This window comes from Streptomyces tatrensis (assembly GCF_049310065.1).
Classification (GTDB): domain Bacteria; phylum Actinomycetota; class Actinomycetes; order Streptomycetales; family Streptomycetaceae; genus Streptomyces.
The window spans coordinates 87,899-112,693 of the sequence record NZ_JBMDLB010000004.1 but is presented as its reverse complement, the minus strand read 5'-3'; the positions used below and the strand labels follow the sequence as shown (position 1 = coordinate 112,693).

Genomic DNA, 24,795 nt, shown 5'->3' with positions numbered 1-24,795 from the left:
TCACGGGTTCAACGCGCCTTCTCCTCGTGGTCGGCCGGCGGTGTGCTTCGCGGGCCGGGCACCGTGTCGGAGACCGCTGCGATTCCGTACTGAGCGGCCTGCGCGGTGAACATGCCCTGGTAGGGGCCTTCGTGGGCCATCAGCTCCGCGTGAGTGCCCTCCTCGACGACTTGCCCGTCGGCGAGGACGTAGATGTGGTCGGCGTTCATCGTGGCGGCGAGCCGGTGGGTGACGAGGACGACCGCGTGCCCCTGCTCCGCCAGCGACCACAGACCCTTGAACGCGGCGATTTCAGCGAGTGGATCGAGGGCCGAGGTGGGCTCGTCGACCAGGAAGAACCGGGCCATCCGGTACAGCGCTCGAGCGGTAACCAACTTCTGCCATTCCCCGCCCGACAACTGGACCCCGCGCTCGTAGCCCTTGATGACGATCGAGTTCCAGCCGTACGGCAGCTTCTCGATCAGGTCGAGTACGCCCGCGGCACGGGCTGCCTCGCGGATGGCGCCCATGTCACGGGGGCGGTCACCGGCGCCGATGGCCACATTCGCGGCGGCGGTCATCTCCCAGCGCGGGAAGTCCTGCGCCAGCACGCCGACCGACTCGAACACCTGCCCACGGTCCGCGTCGCGCAGCTCGACCCGCTCGCCCGACTCACCCTCCCACCACACGCTTCCCTCGCTGGGGAGGAGGATCCCCGCGATGATCTTGGTCAGGGTGGTCTTGCCGGATCCGTTCGCTCCGACGAGGGCCGTCACGGTGCCCGGTCGGATCTCCACGTTGACGCCCTTCAGGGCGGGTGTGTCGGCTCCCGGGTAGGTGAAGGTCACGCTCTCCGTGCGCACCGACTGGACGGGGGAGGGGAGGGCGGTGCCGGTCAGGGGGATCGCGTGCTTGCCCGCGATCTCGATGGCGTCCTCGGTGTCGGTGAGGAACAGCAGCTCCTCGTAGAGCCGGTTGACCTGCTGCACCAGGGAGGACAGGCGCGCGGTCGAGGTCCGGATGGCGACCACCGCGGTCCCCCCGACCGCCAGCGGCAGACCCCCGGCGGCCAGCAGCCACCACAGCATGCCGTAACAGCCCAGCGACGCCAGACCCGCGAAACCGCCCGCGACCAGGTCAGTGCCGGCCTGCGCCCGGGCCAGGCGCCGCTGCTCGGCCTCGGTCTGCCGGGACATCTCCTCGTAGCTGGCCAGCAGCTTCGTGCCAGCCGCGTGCACACGGATCTCCGCGGCGGCGTGGGGGCGGGTCAGGTAGGCCAGGAGCGAGGAGATCGCCCGGCGGTGATCGACCCAGTGCAGGCGGGAGAGGTAGTCACGGCGAGCGGAGCGCACCGCCCCCCAGCCCTTGGGCAGCGCGATGACCAGGAGCATGGGCAGCAAGGTCCAGTGCAGCGAGACCAGGACCACGGCGGCGGCCACCATGCCGATGACCACGTTGCCCACGCCGACCGACAGCCGGAGCATGTTGCGGGCGGAGTCGGTGCCGAACCGTCCCGCCTCCAGCACCCGCTGCACTTCCGGCCGCTCGGTGGCCTCGACTTCGACATTGGTGACGGCCGTGTAGTACCGGGCGGACACCGCCCGCTCCACCTGAGGCTCCAGCCGGCCCGACATGGCCGTCGACCACGCCGCCAGCACCGCCGTCATTACCGCGGTGACCCCGAGCACCACCAGCGACGGCAGTGCCTCACGGAGCTTTTCGGCGGTCGGCCCGGCGGCGAACAGCTCGGTGAGCACGCTGTTGACGGCCACCAGCCCCCACCCGGCCGCCACACCCTGCCCGAGCTGCGCCGCCACGACCCCGGCCAGGGCTCGCGGGTCGGTCTGCCAGCCGGTGCGCAGGACCATCACCACCATGCGCGGCATGGCGGCAGCCATGTGCCCGAACCCGAGCCGGGTCAGGGGGCCTTCGTGCCGGACGAAGGACTGGTCGTACCGCAGCCGCCCCCCGTACAACTCGCGTTCCGCATCCGAGATCGGGTCCTTGGTCTTGCTCTTGGGCCGCGCCTGCGCGGTCGTATCCGTGGGATCCGTTGCCTTGGCGGTCTCGCTCATGCTGTCCACCTCGTCGCTGCTAGCGCCGAGCGGCGGGCGCGGACGTTGGTCTGCCGAAGCCTCCAGGGCTGGAAGGCGAACCCGGGCGAGGACGCCTGGTGTTCGAAGTCGAGATGGCGATGGGTGCGGGCGGGGCCGGCGTTCATGATGTCCTCCAAATGGACGGCAGGTTGGCACTGGTGCTCTAAGAACGCCCCGCTTCCGTGGCCGTAACGGCCCCGGAAGGGCGAATGACTCGAACGTGAATGCGGATATCGCGCCTCGGTCGGAAATGGCTTGCCGGATGGCTTTTGAACTCACGCGTTCGAGTGGTTGCCGATCCGCGGCACCCGATCGGGGGCTTGCGCTGCCAGCGAAACTCGATCAGGTAGGCGATTTGACGGGGACGGCCTGCCGATGGTCCGGCCCGACTTCAAGGAGTGGACGGGGCAGGCGATGGAACCAGGCCTTGCCGCCAGGGCTACTCCTCGGCATCGTCTGGCCCCCTCAGGTCGATTTGATGGACAGCGGGTTCAACCACTCTCCGGCGCATGCCGAGGAAGCCCGTCTACATGGCGAGCTGAGGCGAGTCGGGAGGTGCTCGAACTGAAGTAGCGAGTAGAGCGCAGGCTCAGAGTCGGAGCAGCAGGATCTGGCCGACCTCCTGGAGCCCGCCTACCAGGCGCCGCCCGTGATCGTTTCCGGCGGCCGCGGGGCTTGCCAGACCGACGGCCGCACGAGGTTGGCCGGAAGTGACCGGTGTAGGGATGGGTCATCAAAAATCGCTTGCGGCCCTCAATCCGGTGTCGAGTGTCGGATGTATGTTCGCCTTCGATGGGAGGGGGGCGCGGCCCACTTCCGACGGCAGCCGAATGGCAAGATCTCGGGGTGAACTTGACTGTCACACAGGGGAGATGAACGGATTTGAACGCCACTTCCGAGACCGCTGCCGCGCCCCGTTCCGGTGGGTGTCACCCGGACTGCGGGCGGATCCGGTTCCTGGCGAAGGGCGATCCGGATTACCCCCATACCTGTTCCTGTCGGGACTGCCAGAAGCGCGGCGGGGCGCCGATGATGTCGTGGGTGGCGTTCCCTCTCGACGGGTTCGAGTGGACCGGGGAGGGGGGCGAGCCGACCTGGTTCGACACGTACCCGGGCAAAACCCGGCGTGGATTCTGTGGGAGCTGCGGCTCGCACATCGCGGCGTACGACTACGGCGACACCTGGATGGGCATCAACCTTCCCGCGCTCGACGAGCCTGATGGCGAGGGCCTCACCCCCGTCAACCAGTCCTGCCGCAGCGAGGCTGTGCCCTGGCTGGGCCAGGTCGAGGACACGCAGCACAGTGCCGCCGGCTAACCACAGGTCCCCGGGGCTTGCTGCAGGTGGGCAGCCTGCTGTGGCGGTCCCCGTCGGCTCCGAGGGGAGGTGCCTTCGGGGTGTCGATCATCTGGTGGAAGTCGTCCGAGAGCTCGCCGGTGGTGCTGGCGAGCTCTCCGGACCGGATGGTGGCGTAGGCGTAGCCCGACGGCCTTCCGCAGAGAGAGCGATCATCGTGGCCGCCAGGGCGAGCCACGACCCGTCGACCAGCCCTCTTGTGAGGCGGCCGTGCACTGGCTGCTCAGCTCGGAGGAGAGGCAGAGAGACATGCACTGGATCGTCATGTGGCCCTGGCATATGCCTGACCGTCTTCTGTTGTGATTCTGGCTGAGACGGATACTTCTAGCCGTAGAGATGGCCGATATCGACCGCATCGACGGGTTCGTCTTCGGCGAGTTGCCCACGCTGTAGTGCCGAGGGAGCTCCTCCAAGGCCTCAAAGTCATCCCGTGGCGTAATCTATTTGTTGCGACGAGTAATCGCTGCTGCTCCTGGCTGCGCTTGGAAGCTTGCGCGATACGCGCCGAGCGGCTGCGCATGATCGCTATCCGCGCAGCAGATAGGCTGTCTGTTTCGTAGGATCCCAGGGAGGCGACGGCCCGGTGACCAGCAGTTTCGTTCATTTGCACAACCACACCGAGTACTCAATGCTCGATGGCGCACAGAAGCTCAAACCGATGTTCGCTGAGGTGGAGCGGCAGCAGATGCCAGCGGTCGCCATGAGTGACCACGGCAACATGTTCGGAGCCTACGAGTTTCACCAGGTCTCCAAGGGATTCTCTGGAGTCAAGCCGATTATCGGCATTGAGGCCTACGTGGCCCCTTCCTCTCGGTTTGCTCGCCGGCAGGAGTTCTGGGGACCCGGGGGCCAGCGGGCGATGTCGGATGACGGCGAGGGGTCCAAGGACGTCTCCGGTGGCGGCAGGTTCACCCACATGACGATGTGGGCCCGCAACGTCGTAGGTCTCAAGAACCTCTTCTACCTGTCCACCGAGGCTAGCTACACCGGTCAGTTCCCCGCGGGCAAGCCCCGGATGGACATGGAACTGATCAGCGAGCACGCTGACGGGATCATCGCGACCACCGGATGTCCTTCTGGTGCCATCCAGACCCGATTGCGGCTGAACCAATACGACGAAGCGCGCACGGTGGCCGCCTCGTACCAGGATATTTTCGGCAAGGAAAACTACTTCCTAGAACTGATGGACCACGGCCTGTCCATCGAACGCGACGTTCGCGATGGTCTGCTGCGCCTGGCGAAAGATCTCCAAATCCCCCTGCTTGCCACGAACGACGCACACTACGTATTCGAAGACCAAGCAGACGCGCACGATAACCTGCTGTGCATCGGAGTGGGAAAGAATAAGGATGACGTTAAACGTTTCCGGTTTCAGGGGAGCGGGTATTACCTGAAGACTGCGCAGGAAATGCGTAGCCTCTTCAGTGAGATTCCTGAATCGTGCGACAATACTCTGCTCATTGCTGAGCGTATCGAATCCTACGATTCGGTTTTCGAAAACGTCGACGAGATGCCCCAATATCCTGACGTCCCCGAGGGTGAGACTCAGGAATCGTGGCTTCGCAAGGACGTTCTCAGGGGACTGGCCATGCGCTACGGAGATCCCATTCCCGATAACGTGCTCGAACGGTTCGAAACCGAGATGAGCGTCATCGGACCCATGGGTTTCTCTTCTTACTTCCTCGTGGTCGCCGATATCTGCAAGTATGCCCGCGACAACGGTGTACCGGTGGGCCCTGGACGAGGCTCGGCTACCGGGTCGATCGTCGCCTACGCGACCCGCATCACTGAGCTGTGTCCCCTCGAGCACGGCCTGCTCTTCGAGCGGTTCCTCAACCCCGAGCGCATCAACCCGCCGGATGTCGACCTCGACTTCGACGACCGCCAGCGGGAACGCATGGTGCGCTACGTCACAGAGAAGTACGGTGACGAGTACACCGCGATGGTGAACACCTTCGGCAAGATCAAGGCGAAGAACGCCATCAAGGACTCTTCGCGGATCCTGGGATACCCGTTCTCCCACGGCGAGCGCATCACGAAGGCGCTGCCGCCGGACATCATGGGCAAGTCGATTCCTCTCGACGGAATCTTCGACCCGAACCACCCGCGGTACGGGGAAGCCGGCGACATCCGGCAGATGTACGAGAACGAGCCCGACGTCAAGAAGGTCATCGACACTGCGAAGGGTGTCGAGGGACTGACGCGAGGCACGGGCGTCCACGCGGCTGCGGTCATCCTCTCCAAGACCAAGCTCACCGATCGCATTCCCTTGCACATGCGCGCCAAGGACGGCGTGAAGATCACCGGGTTCGACTACCCCAGTTGCGAGGACATGGGGTTGGTCAAGATGGACTTCCTTGGCCTACGCAACCTCGGTGTTATCGATCAGGCGATTGAGAACATCCGGGAGAACCGCGGCGTCGACCTCGCCACAGTCGATCCCATGGACAGCAGCAGCAACAAGCTCGTCATCCCACTCGACGACCGGAAAACCTACGAGCTTCTGGCCAGAGGTGACACCTTCGGTGTCTTCCAGCTCGACGGCGGCGGCATGAGAGCCCTGCTCAAGCTGATGGAGCCGACCCGATTCGAGGACATCGCAGCAGCACTTGCGCTCTACCGGCCGGGCCCGATGGGGGCGAACGCCCACACGAACTACGCCCTGCGCCAGAACGGCAAGCAGCAACCGGACCCGATCCACCCCGAGCTCAAGGAGCCCCTCGAGCCCATCCTCGGATCCACCCACCACCTGCTCGTCTACCAAGAGCAGATCATGGCCATCGCCCGAAGCCTCGCCAACTACACGCTTGGCGGCGCCGACATGATGCGGCGTGCGATGGGCAAGAAGAAGCCCGAGGTCCTCGCCGCAGAGTGGGACAAGTTCAACGGCGGCATGAAGACGAACGGCTACTCAGATCCAGCCATCAAGGCGGTCTGGGACACCATGCTCCCCTTCTCCGGCTATGCCTTCAACAAGTCCCACACGGCCGGGTACGGCCTGGTCTCCTACTGGACCGCCTACCTCAAAGCGAACTACCCGGCCGAGTACATGGCCGCCCTCCTCACCTCTGTTGGCGACGACAAGGACAAGGCCGGCATCTACCTCGCCGATGCCCGCAAGCTCGGCGTGACGATCCTGCAGCCTGACGTCAACGAGTCGGTCATGGACTTCGCAGCCGTTGGCGACGATGTTCGCTTCGGTCTCCTGTCCGTCCGCAACGTCGGTGAGGCGGTCATCGAATCGATCGTCGCCGCACGCAAGGCGGGTGGGAAGTTCACCTCCTTCCAGGACTTCCTCGACAAGGTCGAGTTGCCTGCGCTGAACAAGCGTGCCATCGAGTCCCTGATCAAGGGAGGCGCGTTCGATTCCCTCAACCACACCCGCAAGGCACTGTGCGCGGCGCATGAAACAGCCATCGACGCTGTCGTTCCGCTGAAGAAGGCCGCCGCCTACGGCCAGGACGACCTGTTCGCCGGAATGGGAGGGGGCGATGCGGATGAGAACGCCGGCTTCGGCCTCCAAGTCGAACTTGGCGAGGATGAGTGGCCCCGCAAACAGATGCTGAGCACAGAACGCGAAATGCTCGGTATGTATGTCTCCGCGCACCCTCTGGACGGCACCGAGAGCATCCTTGCCTCCCACCGCGACACCACAGTGGTGGACCTGCATGCCTCCGGTCGTACCGAGGGGATGGTCCGGTTGGCTGGGCTCATCAGCTCGGTGCAGTTGAAGGTCACCAAGCAGGGCAACGCCTGGGCCGTCATCGAGCTTTCCGACCGAGACGGGAGCATCGAGGTCCTCTTCTTCCCCGCCAACTATCAGCTCGTCATGGGAGCCCTGGTCGAGGACAGCGTGGTGTCGGTGAAGGGCCGAATCAACGACCGAGACGGTGCGATCAGCATCTCTGGCCAGGAAATTCAGGTCCTGGACGTCACGTCGGCGGAGCGCACCGGAGCAGCCCCGGTCCAGCTCGCTCTCCCGTACCACCGGATCAACCAGAACTCCCTGGCCGAACTGCGCCGGATCCTGGGTTCCCACCCCGGGCAGAGCCCTGTGCTCCTTTCGGTGCGGGGCCCGCAGAAGACCATCGTGTACCAGCTGCACACCCAGGTGAACGCGCTGACTATCGCTTCTGACGTCAAGGGTGTGTTCGGTATCGACGCTTGGCGAGGCATCGCCTGATGGCTGGGGAGCAGGACGGTGACCTGCCAGGGTTATTAGTCAGCGTCGAGGACATCGCGCCCTGCGCCCGCTGCGGCGGTGCTGCAGTGCTGAGGGTGGCGTTTCCATACTCCTGGCAGAACGAACTTGGCCAGGACGTGCGGGGAGCGAAAGAGGCGAGCCTGTGCTCGGCCTGTGACCACGCCGATCCTGCTGCCGCGGAACTTCTGGCGCTGTTCGCTGTCGACGATCAGGTGACGCTGGAGAACGCGCACACCCTGGCCTCCCTCACTTCCACCTGGGTGGAGCAACTGCAAACCCGAACGGTGGATACCAAGCGGCTCCAGGAGGAATGGGAGCTGTGGAGGCGGGACGAACTGTGATCCCCCAGGTTCCCTGCATGCCGCCCACGGTGCCGCGGGGACAAGAGATGGCCGAAGCTCCGGCACCGGCCCGGCGGGGGTGACCGGCCGCGCGACCGTCCCCGAGAGGCCAGCCCCTCGGGGACGTCGCGCGTATGGCAGGGAAGAGCAGGAGCCTCTACGGCCAGCGGTTGAAGAGCCCCCAGAAGGCTCCTGCATTCGCCTGCGTCGCTGTCTAACGCAGACGAAGGCGCTGGCAATGGCCTCTCACTTCGTCCACGACCGCGCGGGCCCGTGGGTATGCGGCGCGGTGCCGGTCGAGAACGAAGGCGAGATCGCGTAGCAGCATCATGCTTCGAGTGGATGAAACGGTCGGAAGCCGGATGAGGGCGATCTCTGCTGCATCGACAGCGGTGTCGAGGTTGCCGAGCTGGGCCTGAGCCAGGCTGTAGAGCGCTCCGTGACGGAGGGCGGAGCGCTGGTGGTCGCCGCCCAGCGGCGTCTGGGCTCTTGCCTGCAAGAGCTCGGCAGCCCGGGGCAGCACGATCAAGGGATCGGCAGTGCGCTTGGTGGCCAGAAGGACTAGGCCACGTCCGGCGATGGCATCGAGTTCGGTCCGGTCGGCGCAGTCAGCCCAGCAGAGTACTTCGACCTGGGGGGCCGCCAGTTCGAAGAAGCGGTTGCTGTCGTCGATCGATGCCTCGAAGGCACCCAGTTCGCGGGCGCTGGCGTGGGCGATGGCCTTTCGCGCGGCTACGAGAGCTCGCACACTCGGTGCGGCGTGCTCGGCTGCCTCAGTGGCCGTCGCCGCGAGTTGGACAGCATCAGCGGCTTGTCCATGGTCGGCCGCTTGTCCTGACATCTGGGCGAGGATGCTTGCGACGAGGGCATTGTCCCCGCCGGCGTGCGCGGCCCGCAGAGCCATGAGGTAGAGGCGTTGGGAGATGCCGGCAGCGAGTTCCTCGTGGTGCATGGAGGCCAGGGTCTGGCAGATCTGGGCGAGAGATCGAGCCAGGTGGGCCCCGGTTTCGGGGGAGTAGTCACCTTCTCTGAGCAGCTTCACGATGATCGGGATGGACATGCTGATGGTCTGTCTGGCGGAACTGCCCTCCTTGTCGTCGGCGGCCTGCGCGGAGGCGACCAGGCTGTCCACGATCTGCAGCGCAGACAGCGGAACAGCAGTGGTTGGCTTGCGTGGGACGAGCAGGCGAGGTGTCGGGGCGGCGAGGGATTGCCAGGCCAGCGTTGTCAGGACGGTTCCCGTGGCGGCCAGCACCACATGACGCGTAGGGGTGGCGTCCAGTTCCTTGAGTAACTGGTGGAGACCTGCGTTGTCCCAGGGGTGATCGAGTCCTTCGTGCGCGCGAATCACCTCGGTGACGGTGGTCGGCCCCCGGTGGGCCCAGACGCCATCGAAGGTGAGGTCCCTGCCCAGGGCGCTCGATAACGCTCGGACGACAAGAGCCGGGACGGGGCTGCTCGGGACGTGCCCTCGCAGCCACTTGTACGGGGTAGTGCGGTGGATCACGCGGCGGCTGCCGGCCTGGCGAAGCAGCCGGTTCACACGGTCGGCGAGAACTCCAGGGTTTTCCCATTCGGTCTCGGCTATCAGCTGTTCGAGCCGGCGATTGGGAGATAGCTCTTTTGAGCGAGCCATGGGCAGCCCTTCAACACGATGGTGCATCAGAGGGTGGCGGTGAACTTACATCGCGTGGTGCATTATCCCGCGTTGTTTTCGGGAAGTGGCTCGATCGTCCCTGCCGCAAGGGGTCTCCGGGGAGGGGTCTCAGCGGGTTGCACAGGTTGCACAGCATCCGGCTCTAGCGGATAGGCCGCCGCACCTTCCACCCTCGAAGAGCGCCCGCGGCCACACTCCGGGTAGCCACTGGACTGTCGGTGCGTCGGTGGGCTTGCTTGCTCTCCGGCTGCTCAAGAGGAGCCTCATGACCGTCATCGTCGGTTTGAATCTGAGCCATGACAGCGCCGCGGCAATCGTCGTGGACGGCCAGGTACGCGAAGCACTGGCCCTGGAGCGCACCACCGGTGTGAAGCGCGGTGTCGTCGCTCACCACGCCTACGCCGCCGCGATGGCCCGTCTGATCGACACCGTCCTCGCTGACCAGGGTCTCGGCAGGCAGGACGTCGATCACTGGATTGCAACCTCCACCGAGACCCGCAGCCAGGGCGAGGAGGACGGCCTGTTGGCGAGCCTCGGGCTGCTCACGGACCCGGCGTCGGCGCTGGCGCTGCCCCATCCGGGGCACCACCTCGCCCATGCCAGCGCCGCGTTCTACTGCAGTGCCGAAGACCGTCCGGCCGCCGCGCTCGTGATCGATGCCTATGGCTCGCGCATCGGCCCCACGGCCCGAGAGCAGGAGACCGCGTTCCTCTTCCAGCCGGCTGAGGAGCCCCGGCTGCTGTGGCGAACGGTGCGCCCGTCCAGCAGGATCGCCGGACGGCGCCGGGACGGCGACCTGTGGATCCCGTCCGATCTGTCCGGCATCGGAGAGGTGTATCGGGCCGTCACGCTCGCTCTCGGCTTCGCCGAGCGCGGGTCCACCTATGACGACGCCGGTAAGACGATGGGACTGGCCAGCTACGGGAAGCCCCTGTCGAAAGAGTCCCTCTTCATCCAGGTCGATGGGGGCCGGATCCGGTTCGACGGTGCCGCGGACCATCTTGCCGACCTCGGCTTCGCCACCCGCACCACCGACGGCTACCTACTGCGTACCTCTGAGAGCGCGGGAGCATTCGACCAGCAACACTTCGACCTGGCCGCCCAGCTTCAGCACGAGTTCGAGGCCGCCTGCCTGGCGCTGGCCGCCCGAACGATGCGCGAGGCCGGCACCCGGCGCCTTGTGCTGGCCGGTGGCTGTTTTCTCAACAGCGCCCTGAATACGCGCATCGCCGCGGAGCTGCAGCCCGAGGACCTGTTCGTGTTCCCCGCAGCGACTGATGACGGCAACGCCGTCGGCGCGGCTCTGTACGCCGATCGTGTCCTGCTGGGGCGCGCCACCCCCACCTCCGCCTCGCGGATGACCCACGTCTACCTCGGGCCGTCCCAGGTCACTGGCCAGCGGGACACCATTCAGGCTCTCGCGCAGAAGACCGGGCTGGAGCCGGTGACCCACGCGGACGAGCGCAGCTCAGCTGAAGCCGCGGCCGCCGCCGTCGCCCGCGGGGAGATCATCGGCTGGTTCCAGGATCGCGCCGAGCTCGGCCCGCGGGCCCTGGGCGCCCGCTCGATCCTGTGCCATCCAGGGATCACCGGGATGAAGGACCGCCTGAACGCCCGCGTCAAGTTCCGCGAGGGCTTCCGGCCGTTCGCTGCCTCAGTCCTCCAGGAGCAGGCCCTTACGTGGTTCGACCTGCCGTGCCCCGACAGCCCGTTCATGCTTCTGGTCTGCCCGGTCCGGCCCGACCTGGCGCCGCAGGTGCAGGAGATCACGCACGTCGACGGCACCTGCCGCCTGCAGACCGTGGCGACGGATCTTCCCGGCGGGTTCCGGCTGCTCATCGAGGAGTTCGCGCGGCTGACCGGCATCCCGATGGTGCTGAACACCAGCTTCAACGTCCGAGGGAAGCCGATCGTAGAGGACCCCGCAGAGGCGATCGACTGTCTCTTCGGCAGCCAGCTCGACCGACTGTTCATCGGCACGATTGAGATTCCCGCCCCCGACCGCCTCGAGCTGCGACCGGTCCGAATGCCGGCCGCCTGCACTGTCGGTCTCGACCCGGACGAGGCGCTGCTGCTCGACTTGGCCACCGGCGAGTACCGGCTTCGGGAGACCGCCGAGCGTCTCGGCTGGAAGCCGGACCGGGCGGTCACGATGGCGCTCGATCTACGGCGGCGGGGACTGCTGGGCTGGGACGCCATCCCCGTCTACACGGCCCGGGAACTGCCGATGGCGCAGTACGACCCCCACCACGGAGGCTGATGTGGCCGGCATCGACCTCGCCGACCCAGACCTGTTCGCCACCACCGGCGGGCTGGAGGAGCTGCGCGAGCTGCAGCGTAGTCGCCCGGTCTACTGGAACCCTGGGGATGCCAACGGATTCTGGGCGCTGACCCGGTACGCCGACGCCGTCGAGCTGTACCGGAGCCGCCGCCAGGTCTCCAGTCAGTACGGCATCCACGTCGGACAACTGCACGAGGCCGACCAGCCGGCCCGGGGCCGGATGCTGGTCCAGTCCGACCGCCGCGAACACAGCCGGATCAAGGCCGCGCTCAGCCGGGCCATGACGCCCCAGGCGCTCTCCTTCGTCCAGGCCCCGATGGCCGAGGCAGCGCGCACGGTGGTCGACGAGGCACTGCAGTCGGGCGACGTCGATTTCGCCACCACCGTGGCCACGCGGATGACCATGACTCTGACCGGCCTGCTCCTCGGGATCCCCGTCGCCGACCGTGAGCAGGTCGCCGAGTGGACCGCCGCGGCCTTCGGCTCCAGCTCCGGCCCGCTGCCCGCGGCGGAGCCGGCCCCGCAGGACCTGGCCGAAGCCAACACCGAGTTGTTCCTCTACTTCCAGCAGCTCCTGCGCGGTCCCGGCCCGGACGAAGGAGTCCTTGCCCGGCTGCGTGCCGACGATCAGGACGATCTCGGCCTGGAGCAGATCCTCTACAACGCGCACCTCCTGCTCGCCGGCGGACACGAGACGACACGGCAGGCCCTGGTAGGCGCGGCCACCACCTTCATCGCGGCGCCCGGGCAGTGGCAGCGTCTGCGCACCGACCGGCAGCTGCTCCCCGGCGCGGTGGAGGAGGTGCTGCGTGTCAGCGCACCGAGCCTGAACGTGATGCGGACCGCGCTCGAGGACCTCACCTTCGGCGGCACCACGATCCGAGCCGGGGAACGCATCACAGCCTGGCATCCGATCGCCAACCGTGACCCGAGCGTCTTCCCCGACCCCGACCTGATCGACATCGGGCGCCAGCCCAACCAGCACCTCTCCTTCGGGATGGGATCGCACCACTGCCTCGGGGCCTGGCTCGCGCGCCTGACCCTCACCTGCCTGCTCGACGCCATGGCCCAGCGCGTGTCCCAGCTCCACCCGGCAGGCATTTGGCGCCGGTCCCGCTCGCTGCGCACCTGGGGCTACGACCACCTGCCCGTCGCCCTGCTCAGCTGACCCGCCTCCACCCACTGCCGAAAGAGAGCACCATGACCACCTCCACGGTGTCCCCGGCCCCGGCCGAGCTCCTGGACGCGGACGAACTCACGCTGTCGCGCGTGGGCGCACGCGCCGGCGCGGCCGTTGTCCACCTGCAGCTCGACTTCGTCCCCGACGCCGGACAGCTCGAAGCCGCCTACCGTGCCGCTGCCGCGAGCCTGCCCGAGCTGCGCAAGGCCCTGGCTCTACGCGAGACCACCCCAGTGTGGCGAGTACTGGACGAGCCGCCGCCCCTGACTGTCCGCGACCTTGGCGACGTGCCCGCGGACACCCTGACGAAGGCGGTCGGTGCCCTGGCCGCTGCCTGGGGGAGCGCGGTCACCCAGCTGGATCCCGATCCCGAGACGCTGTCGCCGGCCGTGCGCCTGGGGCTGCTCACAGGCCCAGATGCCGCCGCTCTCCTCCTGGTCCACAACCCAGCCGCGCTGACCTTGGAGCAGCAGACACAGGCGTTGACCGCGATCCTGCACCGCTACCACGGGCCGGCCTCCGTCTTACCCGATCTGGATTCAGCCGAGCGGACGCCGTCGACCGCCGTGCCGCCGGCCCCCGCGAGGAAGGTCCAGGACGGGGCGCAGCAGCCCCAGTTCTGGATCACCGAGCCCACCCCGCCCGGCCGCAACACCGCCGCGCTGCCCCCGGGCGAACCGGTCCGGCTCCAGATACCGGTCAGCCCCGACCACTCGCTGGAGTCCCTGATCGGCGCGCACCTCGCGGCGGTGCGTATCGCCGCCGGCCGCCCGGCCCCGAACATCGCAGTCCAGCGGAGCACCAGCCACCGATTGATCGTGGCCAACGTCCCCGTGGCACCGACCGTGCTTCCCGGCCGTCTCGACTGCGAGCCGGCCGCCGCTGTCCGCGCCCTGCTGGGTGCGGCGCCCTCGGACACCCTCTACGAGATCGCCCGGAGACTCGGCGTGGTGGACGTCCTGGACACCCAGATCCTCGTCGACGAGCACGGGCCCGCCGCCGACCTGGCCGACCCCGAAGCCAGCGCGCTCGTGCCGCTGGGAGTCGCGGGGCTCGGACCGGTCACCGCCCACCCGGCCGACGCCACGGTACTGCTGCACCTGATCCGCCGTCCCGGCACCGGCAGCACCGAGCTGCAGCTCGTCTCTACACGCCTGAACCTGGCGCAGCTGCGTGCCCTGAGCGAGGTCCAGGAGGCGGCCCTCGCGCTGCCGCCCAACTCTGCCGAGCCCCAGGTCCTGCCACGACCGCACCAGGATCTGACGATGGGCGCCTGGCAGGGGCCGCAGCGCGCCTGGGACCTGGAGACGCCCCTCCACCAGCTCCTGCTGAACCAGGCACACCGGACCCCTGACCATGTCGCCGTGCAGGACCCTGACCAGCAGCTGACATTCCGCGACCTGGACGAGCAGGCCACCCGCCTCGCGGGCCGACTCGCCCGGCGCGGCATCGGATCCGGGGCCATCGTCGCGGTCCGGGCTCGCCGGAACGCGGACCTGCTCGTGGCCTTCGTCGCGGTCATGAAGACCGGCGCCGCCTACCTCCCGCTGGACCCGCTCGCGCCCGAGACCCGGACCGTGCACATGCTGCATGACGCGGACGTCGCCCTGGTGCTCAGCGACGCCACATACGCCGCCAGCACTCCCGAAGGCCCGTGGACGACTCTGGAGATCCGGCACCTGGCCAGCAGCGGCGCCGAGCCCGACGCGCACACGGAGCTGCCGGAGTGCACCGGCGACGACCTGGCCTACGTCATCTACACCTCCGGATCCACCGGTCTGCCCAAGGGCGTCGAGGTTCCTCACCGCGGCCTGGTGAACTACCTGCACTGGTGCGTCGAGCAGTACATCGGTGAGCGCACTGGCGGCGGCGCGGTGTTCTCGAGCGTCGCCTACGACATGGTCGTACCGAACCTGTATGCGCCGCTGCTCACCGGGCAGAGCGTGCTGATGATCCCGGAGAGCGCCGACCTCTTCCAGATCGCCGATGTACTGGCCGAGCACGCGCCGTTCGCGTTCTTGAAGCTGACGCCCGGCCAGCTCGACACGCTGGCCGAACTCCTCACCGCGGACCAGGCCAAGGCGCTGACCGGCATGCTGGCGGTGGGCGCGGACGCGTTCACTACCCGCACCTTGGCACACTGGCGCGACCGGGAACCGACCGGGCACGCACTGCTCCTGAACGAGTACGGGCCCACTGAAGCGTCCGTCGGCAATAGCGTCCACCCGATCGACGACGTCGCCGATTCCGGCGTGGAGCTCGTCCCCATCGGCCGCCCGATCGCCAACACCACCATGTACGTCCTCGACGAGAACCAGCAGCCGGCGCCCGTCGGAGTCCCCGGCGAGCTGTACATCGGCGGGGTCTGTGTAGTCCGTGGCTACCGCGGCCGGCCCGACCTGACCGCCGAGCGCTTCTTGACCGACCCGTTCGCCACCGCTCCGGCCGCCCGGATGTACCGCACTGGCGACATCGGCCGCTGGCTGCCCGGCGGGAGCATCGAGTTCCTGGGCCGCGTCGACCAGCAGGTGAAGATCCGCGGCTACCGCGTCGAACCCGCCGAGGTCGAGGCCGCCCTGACAAGCCACCCGCAGGTCGTCGAGGCCGTCGTCACCGCGGTCGGCAGCCGCCGCGAACTCCTGGCCCTCGCCGGCTACTACGTCGCGACCGGGCCGGTCGGCACCGGTCAGCTGCGCCAGTACCTGGCCGCGTACCTGCCCGAGCACCTGGTCCCCACCCATCTGATCCCCATACCCGCCGTCCCGCTCAACGCCAATGGCAAGGTCGACCGCCCGGCGCTCCCGGCCCCTGGCAGTTCCGGCAGCCACGCAACGGCACAGGCCGCCGTGGCAAGCGCCATCGGCCGGCAGGTGACCGATGCCCTGGACCCGAAGCAGACCGCCGAGCCTACGAGCGAGCTGCCCAACACGCTGGCCTGGACGACCGGTGCCGCCCTCCTGCTCGCCCGCACCCTCGCGCTCCCGGCCCGCGTCGTCCTCAACGCCGTCGACCGGTCCCTGAGCCTGGGCCAGCTGTGCTCCCGTGCGGCCGACGCCCACCAGGCCCACCACCCGGCAGCCCTGGCTGCGCCGGAAGGAGAGATGAACTGATGCCCATCCAGCCAGTGGACCGGGCCCGGCTCCTGCGCCGTCTCGCGGAGCTCGCCCGGATCGGCCGGTCCGACAGCGGCGGCGTGACCCGCCCCGGATTCAGCCCCGCGGACCTCGAAGCCCGCCACTACGTGATCCGCGAAGCCGAGAAATCCGGCGTGCCCACCGCCGTGGACGCCGCCGGAAACCTGTGGCTCGGACCGCGCCCGCACTCCGGCACGACCACCCTGGTCCTGGGCTCGCACCTGGACACCGTCGTTGACGCCGGTCCGCTCGACGGGGTCTACGGTGTGGTCGCTGCCCTGGAAGCCGTCGAGAACCTCGCGTCCCTCGACCTCGCGCACCCGGTCACCGCGGTCACCTTCGCCAACGAGGAAGGATCCTTGTTCCCACAGCCGTTCTGGGGATCGCTGGCCGCCAGCGGACAACTGCCCACGCCCGCCGCGGTGCCCACCGCCTACGACGGCACCCTGCTGCGCGACGTGCTCGCCCTGGCCGGAGGCAACCTCGACGCCGTCCACCAGGCCCGTCTGGACCCTGACCAGCTCCTGGCTTACCTCGAACTGCACATCGAGCAGGGCCCGGTCCTGGAACGGGAGAACATCACCATCGGCATCGTCGAGGCCATCGTCGGACGCGTCCAGCTGGAGGTCGACCTCCTGGGCGTGGCCGGCCACGCCGGAACCACCCCGATGGCCGGCCGCACCGACGCGCTCGCCGCCGCCGCGGAGGTCGTCCTCGCCGTCGAAAGTCTGCCCGCCACCAGATGGTGCCAGGTCGCCACCGTCGGCCGGCTCGAGGCTGCACCCAACTCACCGAACACAATCGCGGGCCTCGTACGCCTGACCGTCGACGTGCGCGACACCGACGAGGCACAGCTGCACCGCGCGGCCGACGAGGCGGTGCACCGCATCGAGAGCATCGCGCAGCGCCGCACGGTGAAGGCGTCGTGCACCCGCGCCGCCTCCTCCAAGCCGGTACTCACCGACGTGGTCCTGCGCCGGGCGATCGCCGCCGCGGCCGACCAGCGTGCGGTGCCGACCCTGACCCTGACCAGCGGTGCCGGGCACGACGCGCAGATGATGGCGGCCGTCACCCCCACCGCGATGATCTTCGTACCCAGCATTGGTGGCGTCAGCCACGTACCGCACGAGGCCACCACCCCTGAGGACCTGGTCCTGGGCGCGCAACTGCTCCAGGACACCGCTCTCGCGCTCGCCTCACGCCCGGGGAGCCTTCGATGACCCTCCCGCACATCCTCACCGCTCCGGCAGCTGTCCCGCTGGCGACCTGGACCAGCCAGCACGCGGGCCAGGTGGAGGAGGCGCTCGCCGCCGCCGGCGCGGTCCTGCTGCGCGGGTTCACCGTGCATGGTCCGGAGGAGTTCCGGCACTCCGTCCGCGTTTTCCTCGGAGACCTCCTCCCGTACGTGCACGGAGCCTCGCCTCGCACGCTCGTCACTGACGGCGTCTACACCAGCACCGAATGGGACAGCGCCCAGGAGATCCCGCCGCACCACGAGCTCGCCTATAACCCGCTGTGGCCGGCTCGGATCGCCTTCTACTGCGCGCAGCCGCCCGCCCCCGGGCAGGGCGGGCAGACTCCGCTCGTCGATGGCCGCACCGTCTTCGCCCGCGTCACCGCGGAGGCGGGCGAAGTCCCCGACCAGGTCACCTACATCCGGCACCAGACCGGCGCCGACGGGCCGGGCATCAGCTGGCGGCAGTCGTTCGCCACCGACGACAAGGACGAGATCAGCCGCTACTACGCCGAGCACGGCATCGACCACGCCTGGCTGCCCGGCGACACGCTGCGCACCGCCCAGACTCTGCCGACCGCGATTCAGCACCCGGTCACTGGCGAGAAGGTGTGGTTCAACCAGCTGCACCTGTGGCACGCCTCCCACGGCGGGCCCGAACGTGAGGAACTGTGGCGGGACCTGTTCGGCGACCAGCTGCCGATGCACGCGCGCACCGGCACCGGCGCGGAGATCCCCGCCGAGCTGCTCGCCGTGACCCGCACCGTCCTGCGCGAGGAGGCCCGCCAGTTCGACTGGCAACACGGCGATGTCCTGCTGCTGGACAACATGCTGACCGCCCACGGACGCCTCGCATTCCAGGGCGAGCGCACGATCCTGGTCGCGATGGGTGGACCGGTCACCGTCACCGACGTCAAGGCGGTGACCTTCCATGCCTGACCTGGACCATGCCGACCTGATCACCGCCCTTCAGACCGTCGCCCACGCCCATCCCGAGGCTCCCGCGCTGCGGCTGCCCGACGACCAGCTGACCTACCGAGAGCTGACCGACCGCATCCGCGAACACGCCGCCGCGCTTCGCCAGCACGGTCTGGCCCCCGGCGCCCTGGTCGGCGTGGACGTTTCCCGGACCGTGCCCGCGCTCCTGGATCTGCTGGCCGTCATGGCCTGCGGGTGCGCCTACCTCCCGCTCGACCCCGCACAAGACCCGGAGCAGATCACCGACCGGGCCCGGCCGCACTTCGTCCTCCGCAACGGCGCCCTCGCCCCATTCGCGCCCGACGAGGCCTCTGTCATCGACGGCATTGCCTACGTCATGCCGACCTCCGGCACGGCCGCGGCCTCGAAACTGGTGGAAGTCCCGCACCAGGCGGTCCTGCACAATCTCGCAGCCCTCAACCAACTCACCGAGATCACCCCCGAGGACCGGTGCCTGCTCCTGGCCTCCCTCAGCTTCTCCTCCTCGGTCCGGCAGCTGTTCCTGCCCCTGCTCCACGGCGCGAGCGTCGTGGTCGCCGATGAGACACAGCGCCACGACCCCGACGCCCTGCTTGCCCTCATCACAACCGAGCACGTCACCACCCTCGACACCGTCCCCTCCCTACTGGCCCTGCTGGCCGACACCCAGCTGCCGGCCGAGCTCGCCGCCACCGGGCTGAAGCGGATCATGGCCGCCAGCGAACCCATTCCCGCTGCCCTCGCCCGGCGCTGGATGACGCTGCTGCCCGTTGCCCGGTTCTTCGCGATGTACGGGCTGACCGAGACCGCCGGCATCGTCGCCGCCCATGCGGTGGCCTCGTCGGACCTGCCGGACGATGGCTACCTCCCGATTGGCGACCCGCTGCCCGGCACCCACATTGCGCTCTACCCGCAGCAGGAGGAGCCCGGTGCCGGGGGAAGTGGGGTGCTGGCCGTGTCCGGGCCTGGTCTGGCCAGCGGCTACCGCCGCCAACAGGACGAGCTGGAAGGGCGGTTCGTGACCCGCGACGGCCGCCGCTGGCATCTCACCGGCGACCTCGCCCGCGTCGACGAGACGGGCCGCACCGTGTTGACCGGCCGTACAGACCGCCAGGTCAAGGTGGCCGGGCAACTCGTCGACCTGAATGCCGTGGAGACGGCACTACGCACCCACCCGGCCATCCTGGAGGCCGTCGCCGTCCTGCTCACGGCCCCCGACCAGGGCCCACGCATCCACGCCGCCGTCCAGCTTCGAGCCGGACACCTGATCGACGACACCGCCCGGCCGCTGCGCCGACTCACCGCGCAGTTACGCGTCCGCGAGGCCAACTCGGCGGAGACCACGCACATGTTCAACGAGATCTATCAGCACCGCGTGTACGAGCGGCACGCCATCGTGGTACCGAGCGGCGCCACCGTCGTCGATGCCGGAGCGAACATTGGGCTGTTCTCCCTCTTCGTGGCCCAGCGCGCCGCCCAGGTCCTCGCCTTCGAGCCGTGCCCGCCCACCTACCAGCTGTGCGCCGCGAACCTTCAGCTGAACGCGGCCGCCTCCGTGCGCCTCCTCGACGCGGCCCTCGGCAGTCGCACCGGCACCGCTGAGATCACCTGGTACCCGGGGGCGACGGGACTCTCCACTCTCCACCCCGACCTGGCCGCCGAGGCCGCCACCTTGCACGCCATCGCCAGCCGCGAAATCGAGACGGGCGCGCTGGACGACGCCGAGGCATGGCGCGAGCAGGCCGCCGACATCATCGAGGGGAAGCTTCGCGGCCACTTGTTCCCCTGCCGGGTTCTGCGCCTGTCCGACGTGCTCGATACAACCGGGGTACGCGATGTTGACCTGCTCAAGATCGATGTGCAGAAGGCCGAAGCCGACGTCCTCGCCGGTATCGACGAGCGCCACTGGCCGCACATCCACCAGATCGTCGCCGAGGTCCACGACATCAACGGTCGGCTCGCCGAACTCGTCAAACAGCTCCGCACCCGCGGATTCCACACGGTCACCGAAGCCGACCCCATGTCGCAGGGCGCCGGCCTGCACTACCTCTACGCCCGCCGCCCCGGCTACATGGCAAGCCCCACCTCGCCGGCGTCCACCGCCTCGGGCATGGCCCACGAGACCATCCTCCTCGACGAGCACGACCTTGTCGCCTGGGTCGACGGCCGCCTGCCGCAGACCCACCGCCCAGCCGCCATCACCGGCCTGGCCCGGATACCGCGCACCCCCAGCGGAAAACCCGACCGCCGGGCCGTGGCGCGTCTGCTCGCGGCCACTCCCACCGCTGGGCAAGCCGAGGTCGGATCCCACGACACCGAGGATCCGCACTTCCAGGAGATAGCCGGCCTGTGGTCCGAAGTCCTCGGCCGCCCGGTCACCTCGGGGCAGCACTTCTTCCTCAGCGGCGGCACCTCCCTGTCCGCAGCACGCGTAGTCAGCCAGCTGCGCCGCAGCGGGCACCCGCAGCTGAGCGTGGGAGCCCTGTTCGATCACCCCGTCCTCGACGCGTTCTGTGCCGCGCTCGCCGGCCCCCAGGAGGACACCGCCCCATGACGGCCCACACCACCAACCCGCCGAGCGCCAGGAGCCGTCAGCTCAGCGCCGGCCAGCAGGGCATGCTCCTGCAGGCAGCCGCGACCGGCCCGGTCGCCCTCAATGTACCGACCGCCGTTCGCCTGACCGGCGCCCTCAACGTCCGCGCGCTCAAGTCGGCCCTGGCCTGCATTGTCCAACGGCATGACGTGCTGCGAACCACCTTCCCCGCCTTCGAGCCGTCATCGCTCACACCGGACCAGCTGCCCGCTCAACTGGTCCACCCTGCGGGCACGGTGCCGCTGCCCGTCGTCGACCTGGAGCCTGTCCCTGCCGCCGAGAGGCAGGCCGCGGCCCGCAGCATCATCGAGACCGAGGCCGCGCGCCCCTTCGACGTCGCCAGCGAGCACGGTTTCAAGGTCATGCTGCTGCGCCTGGGATCCGACGAACACGTGCTGTTCTGGCTGATGAGCCACCTGGTGTGCGACGGCTGGTCAAAGTCCGTCTTCGCCCGGGAACTGTCCGCCTTCTACACCGCACACACCACCAATGCCACCGCGGATGTCCCCAAGCTGGCCGTTGACTTCGGCGACTACGTCACCGAGACCCGGGGCCGGCCGCGCATCGCCACAGATCTGGCGTACTGGCGCGAGCAGCTGCGCGGCGTCGCCGACCTGCCCCCGCTACTGACGGTCGAGGAAACCGGAGATCCGCCGGGCAGTGCACGGGAGATCCAGATCCCGTCAATCGGTGTGCCCCACAGCCAGGTGCTGGCGCTCGCTCACCGCACCGGATCCACCGAGTTCATCGTGCTGCACGCGGCCTTTGCCGCAGCCATACACACCACGCTGGGCCAGCAGGACCTGATCATCAACACGCCGCGTGGCGACCGTCCCACCGCCGACTTCGAGGACCTCATCGGGTTCTTCGTCAACGTCCTGCCGATCCGCAGCCTCATCGACCCCACCGCCACCCTCACCGCCCTCATCAGGCAGGTCCGCGAGGAGGTCATCGACGCGCTCGACCACGCGGACGCGCCCATCGCCGAGATCGCCGCGCAACTCGCCTCCGACCACGCAGGCCGCATCGGCCCGCTGACACACCTCTCCTTCGCATACGACAACCTTCCCGCCGCCGATCTCACCCTCCACGCTGTCAGCACCGCCCCCTGGCCCATCGACCGAGCCGACACCAGGTATCCGTTCGAGCTGCACCTGTGGCCCGGCAACCAGACGATCGCAGGCCGGGCCACCTACCGCGCCGACCAGCTCACCGCCACGACCGCGCACCGCCTCATCGACCAGTTCCAGGCCGTCCTCGCCGCGGTGCTCAGCGCACCGGATACCGCCCTCAACCAGCTCCCCAGCTACGTCGGCCACCACATCTGGCAGTCCGCCGGCCGACAGACGCCGGCTGAGCTCACCCCCACCGAGCAACGCCTGGCCGCGGTGTGGATCGAGCTGCTGGGCACGGACGGCATCAGCGCAGACAGCCACTTCTTCAACATCGGTGGAAGCTCCCTGCTCGCGGCACTCCTCGTCGCGGCCATTCGCGAGACATTCGCCGCTCAGATCAACCCCCGCGACCTCTACCAGGCGCCCACCCTGCGAGCCCTCGCAGCCCTCATCGACGACCACACCGCGCCGGCGACGCCCGTCCCGCGCTGACGAAGGGAAACACCGTGACCACCGGACAGACCACCATCGCCCACCCGCGCCTGACCCGCTACCTGGACGGCTACCAGCGGGTCATCGGCGCGGACATCCCCACCGGCCCCGCCGAGCTCCTTCCCGCCCTGGACCGCATGACCCTGCACACCGACCCGTTTCCGTTCGCCACCGTCGATGACTTCCTGCCCGAGAACCTCTACCGCAGCATCCTGGCGAACTGGCCCTCGCAGTCCGGCTTCGACCCGGTCGCCCGGTTCGTCCAAGGCCAGCCCAAGGGCTACCTCGGCAACCGCAAAGAGCGCATCATCGAGAACTTTGCGGGCAGCGAGGCTCCGATGGCCACCGAGACGTGGAACCGGACCCGCCTGGCGCTGCGCCACCCCGAGTTCGTCCGGCCGCTGCTTGAGCGCTTCGCGGGGCCCCTGGAAGAGCACCTGGGCCTGGACAGGCTCAACGACCGGGACCAGCCCAACTTCAAGCTCTATGCCAACCAGGACACCGGCGCCACCGAGGCGCTCGGCGCGCACCTGGACGCCGCACCGAAGCTCGTGACGATCGTGGTCTACCTCCGACTCGAGGGAGACACCGACGAGACCAGCGTCAACCGCTACGGGACCTCGCTGTACGAGTGCCGTGCCGGGGAGCACGACTTCCTGAACTTCAGCCCCAACGCCGCGCACCGCACGGCCCACCAAGTGCAGTTCGCGCCGAACCGGGCCTTCATCATGCCCAACTCGCGCATCTCGCTCCACGGTGTTGCCGGCAGCCAGGACGGCGTCCTGCGCAAGACCCTGATGGCCGGCTACTGGGCCAACAGGCGGTGAGCCCCTCGGCGGCCCGGGCCCCGCTCGCGGCACTCCCGGAAGCCGTTGGCGCCGCCCGCCAGAACACCAGCACGGAATTGAGGATCCAGGTGACCCAGCCACGCACACTCTCAGCACCGCAGCTGGCCATACTCGAAGCGGGCACCATCAATCCCGATCCCGCGGCCTACACCATGGTCAGCGCGATCACCGTCAACGGAATCTCCTCCAGGGCACTGCGACACGCAGTGACGGACACCGCAGCCCGGCACGACGCCCTTCACTGGACTCTCGACCTCGACGATCGGTACCGGATCAGCGCCAGCACCGGGGCCGACCGGGCGCTCGTCCCCGCCGAGGAGACCGACCTGCGCTCCCTCGACCACGCCAGCGCCGTCGCGACGGTGGAAGCCTGGATGGCCACCCAGCGAGCCACCGCCTACGACCTCTGGGGCAGCGGCCCCCGCATCCGCTTCCACCTCTTCCGGCTGCCCGACAGCCCCGCCGGCCCCAGCACGGTCTGCGTCCTTACGACGCACCACATGTACACCGACGAGCACGCACTCCAACTGCTGTGGACTGGGATCGTGGGCCGCGCCAGCACACCGTTGGGCCCAGAGACCACCAGCTCCGACCTGCGCTACAGCCGCTGGGCCGAGGCCAGTGTCAGCACTGCGGCGGCCACCGGTGGACGCGCGGCCGCCGAAGCCGTCGCACAGCGCTGCGAAGCGTTCGAGACCCACCCCTACCCCGTGTACCCCGAACGCTCCCCTGACAAAGACGCCTTCCACGAGCAGATGCGCGCCCTGGGCCCGGTGGACACGGCCGAGGTATCCGCGCGCCTGGGTACAGGCCAGGCCGCGGTCTATGTCGCGGCCGTCGCCCAGGCCGTGGCCGAACAGACCGGGCACGGACGCATCGTGTTGCACATGCCGGTGAGCCTGCGACGGACTGCTGCGGAGGCCAGCATCGTCGGCTGCTTCGTCGCCTCCGCCCTCCCGCCCATTCGCGTCGGACCCACCGGCGACCAACTCGTCCAACACTGCCAGGAGGCCCTCGACTTCGCCTCCCGGCACGCCCACGCCCAGCCGGGACCGCTTAGCCGCTTGGTCGGACAACCGCAGATTTCCCTGGCCATCGAGCAACCGATCACGGTCCGCCGGCTCGGCCCGGTGATCTGGCGCCGCTACGCCGTACCTGACGCGGGACCGAAACATCCGCTGAGCCTGCAACTGTCTGCCGGGGCCGTCGGCTCAGGACGCCTTCGGGCGTCCTGGACATCGGCCACCCTCCAGCAGGATCAAGCCCGCGATCTTCTGGAACGTATCGCCGACCACCTGAACTGCCTGACTGTGAAGGGATGAAGACAC

At 68.6% G+C, this 24,795-nt stretch carries 14 protein-coding genes; 12 read left to right on the top strand and 2 right to left on the bottom strand.

Annotated features, from left to right (window positions below; genetic code table 11):
• Positions 1–8 precede the first annotated feature (8 nt).
• Positions 9–2,054, bottom strand: a complete 2,046-nt coding sequence (locus ACODT5_RS01575; RefSeq protein ID WP_422517339.1) for an ABC transporter ATP-binding protein — start codon at positions 2,052–2,054, stop codon at positions 9–11.
• A 903-nt stretch (positions 2,055–2,957) separates the two neighbouring features.
• On the opposite strand from ACODT5_RS01575, the gene ACODT5_RS01570 reads away from it, so the two are divergent.
• The 3 genes from ACODT5_RS01570 to ACODT5_RS01560 all read left to right on the top strand — a co-directional run bounded on the left by ACODT5_RS01570 (position 2,958) and on the right by ACODT5_RS01560 (position 7,976).
• Positions 2,958–3,392, top strand: coding sequence for a GFA family protein (locus ACODT5_RS01570; protein WP_422517338.1), 435 nt, complete (start codon positions 2,958–2,960; stop codon positions 3,390–3,392).
• Positions 3,393–4,014: 622 nt separating this feature from the next.
• Positions 4,015–7,614 (top strand): DNA polymerase III subunit alpha, encoded by a 3,600-nt coding sequence (gene dnaE, locus ACODT5_RS01565; RefSeq protein ID WP_422517337.1) that lies wholly within the window; start codon positions 4,015–4,017, stop codon positions 7,612–7,614.
• Entirely contained in the window at positions 7,614–7,976 is a 363-nt protein-coding gene (locus ACODT5_RS01560; protein ID WP_422517336.1) for a DUF6300 family protein, read from the top strand. Before dnaE ends, ACODT5_RS01560 begins: the two co-directional genes overlap by 1 nt.
• Positions 7,977–8,190: 214 nt before the next feature.
• On the opposite strand, the gene ACODT5_RS01555 is transcribed toward ACODT5_RS01560, so the two are convergent.
• Positions 8,191–9,612 (bottom strand): NsdA family TPR-like regulatory protein, encoded by a 1,422-nt coding sequence (locus ACODT5_RS01555; protein WP_422517335.1) that lies wholly within the window; start codon positions 9,610–9,612, stop codon positions 8,191–8,193.
• A 286-nt stretch (positions 9,613–9,898) separates the two neighbouring features.
• Between ACODT5_RS01555 and ACODT5_RS01550 the strand changes: the two genes are divergently transcribed.
• The 9 genes from ACODT5_RS01550 to ACODT5_RS01510 all read left to right on the top strand — a co-directional run bounded on the left by ACODT5_RS01550 (position 9,899) and on the right by ACODT5_RS01510 (position 24,789).
• Entirely contained in the window at positions 9,899–11,893 is a 1,995-nt protein-coding gene (locus ACODT5_RS01550) for a carbamoyltransferase C-terminal domain-containing protein (protein ID WP_422517334.1), read from the top strand.
• A gap of 1 nt (position 11,894) precedes the next feature.
• A complete protein-coding gene (locus tag ACODT5_RS01545) occupies positions 11,895–13,082 on the top strand; it encodes a cytochrome P450 (RefSeq protein ID WP_422517333.1) in 1,188 nt (395 codons plus the stop codon).
• A 32-nt stretch (positions 13,083–13,114) separates the two neighbouring features.
• Entirely contained in the window at positions 13,115–16,204 is a 3,090-nt protein-coding gene (locus ACODT5_RS01540; RefSeq protein WP_422517332.1) for an amino acid adenylation domain-containing protein, read from the top strand.
• Positions 16,204–17,448 carry a Zn-dependent hydrolase gene (locus ACODT5_RS01535; RefSeq protein WP_422517331.1) on the top strand — a complete coding sequence of 415 codons (1,245 nt, stop codon included), beginning with the start codon at positions 16,204–16,206 and terminating at the stop codon, positions 17,446–17,448. The genes ACODT5_RS01540 and ACODT5_RS01535 overlap by 1 nt, the downstream gene beginning before the upstream one ends.
• Positions 17,445–18,401 (top strand): TauD/TfdA family dioxygenase, encoded by a 957-nt coding sequence (locus ACODT5_RS01530; RefSeq protein WP_422517330.1) that lies wholly within the window; start codon positions 17,445–17,447, stop codon positions 18,399–18,401. The genes ACODT5_RS01535 and ACODT5_RS01530 overlap by 4 nt, the downstream gene beginning before the upstream one ends.
• Entirely contained in the window at positions 18,394–20,973 is a 2,580-nt protein-coding gene (locus tag ACODT5_RS01525) for an FkbM family methyltransferase (protein ID WP_422517329.1), read from the top strand. Before ACODT5_RS01530 ends, ACODT5_RS01525 begins: the two co-directional genes overlap by 8 nt.
• A complete protein-coding gene (locus ACODT5_RS01520; protein ID WP_422517328.1) occupies positions 20,970–22,619 on the top strand; it encodes a condensation domain-containing protein in 1,650 nt (549 codons plus the stop codon). The genes ACODT5_RS01525 and ACODT5_RS01520 overlap by 4 nt, the downstream gene beginning before the upstream one ends.
• Positions 22,620–22,633: 14 nt before the next feature.
• A complete protein-coding gene (locus ACODT5_RS01515) occupies positions 22,634–23,446 on the top strand; it encodes a YecA/YgfB family protein (protein WP_422517327.1) in 813 nt (270 codons plus the stop codon).
• Positions 23,447–23,535: 89 nt separating this feature from the next.
• The gene (locus ACODT5_RS01510; protein WP_422517326.1) at positions 23,536–24,789 is read left to right on the top strand and encodes a condensation domain-containing protein; all 1,254 of its coding nucleotides are present in this window, start codon (positions 23,536–23,538) and stop codon (positions 24,787–24,789) included.
• The last annotated feature ends 6 nt before the right edge of the window (positions 24,790–24,795 follow it).

What these genes read in the sequence shown, in the direction of transcription:
- ACODT5_RS01575 (WP_422517339.1), bottom strand. Translation starts at nt 2,054, where the DNA reads ATGAGCGAGACCGCCAAGGCAACGGATCCCACGGATACGACCGCGCAG.
- ACODT5_RS01560 (WP_422517336.1), top strand. Translation starts at nt 7,614, where the DNA reads ATGGCTGGGGAGCAGGACGGTGACCTGCCAGGGTTATTAGTCAGCGTC.
- ACODT5_RS01555 (WP_422517335.1), bottom strand. Translation starts at nt 9,612, where the DNA reads ATGGCTCGCTCAAAAGAGCTATCTCCCAATCGCCGGCTCGAACAGCTG.
- ACODT5_RS01550 (WP_422517334.1), top strand. Translation starts at nt 9,899, where the DNA reads ATGACCGTCATCGTCGGTTTGAATCTGAGCCATGACAGCGCCGCGGCA.
- ACODT5_RS01540 (WP_422517332.1), top strand. Translation starts at nt 13,115, where the DNA reads ATGACCACCTCCACGGTGTCCCCGGCCCCGGCCGAGCTCCTGGACGCG.
- ACODT5_RS01535 (WP_422517331.1), top strand. Translation starts at nt 16,204, where the DNA reads ATGCCCATCCAGCCAGTGGACCGGGCCCGGCTCCTGCGCCGTCTCGCG.
- ACODT5_RS01530 (WP_422517330.1), top strand. Translation starts at nt 17,445, where the DNA reads ATGACCCTCCCGCACATCCTCACCGCTCCGGCAGCTGTCCCGCTGGCG.
- ACODT5_RS01525 (WP_422517329.1), top strand. Translation starts at nt 18,394, where the DNA reads ATGCCTGACCTGGACCATGCCGACCTGATCACCGCCCTTCAGACCGTC.
- ACODT5_RS01520 (WP_422517328.1), top strand. Translation starts at nt 20,970, where the DNA reads ATGACGGCCCACACCACCAACCCGCCGAGCGCCAGGAGCCGTCAGCTC.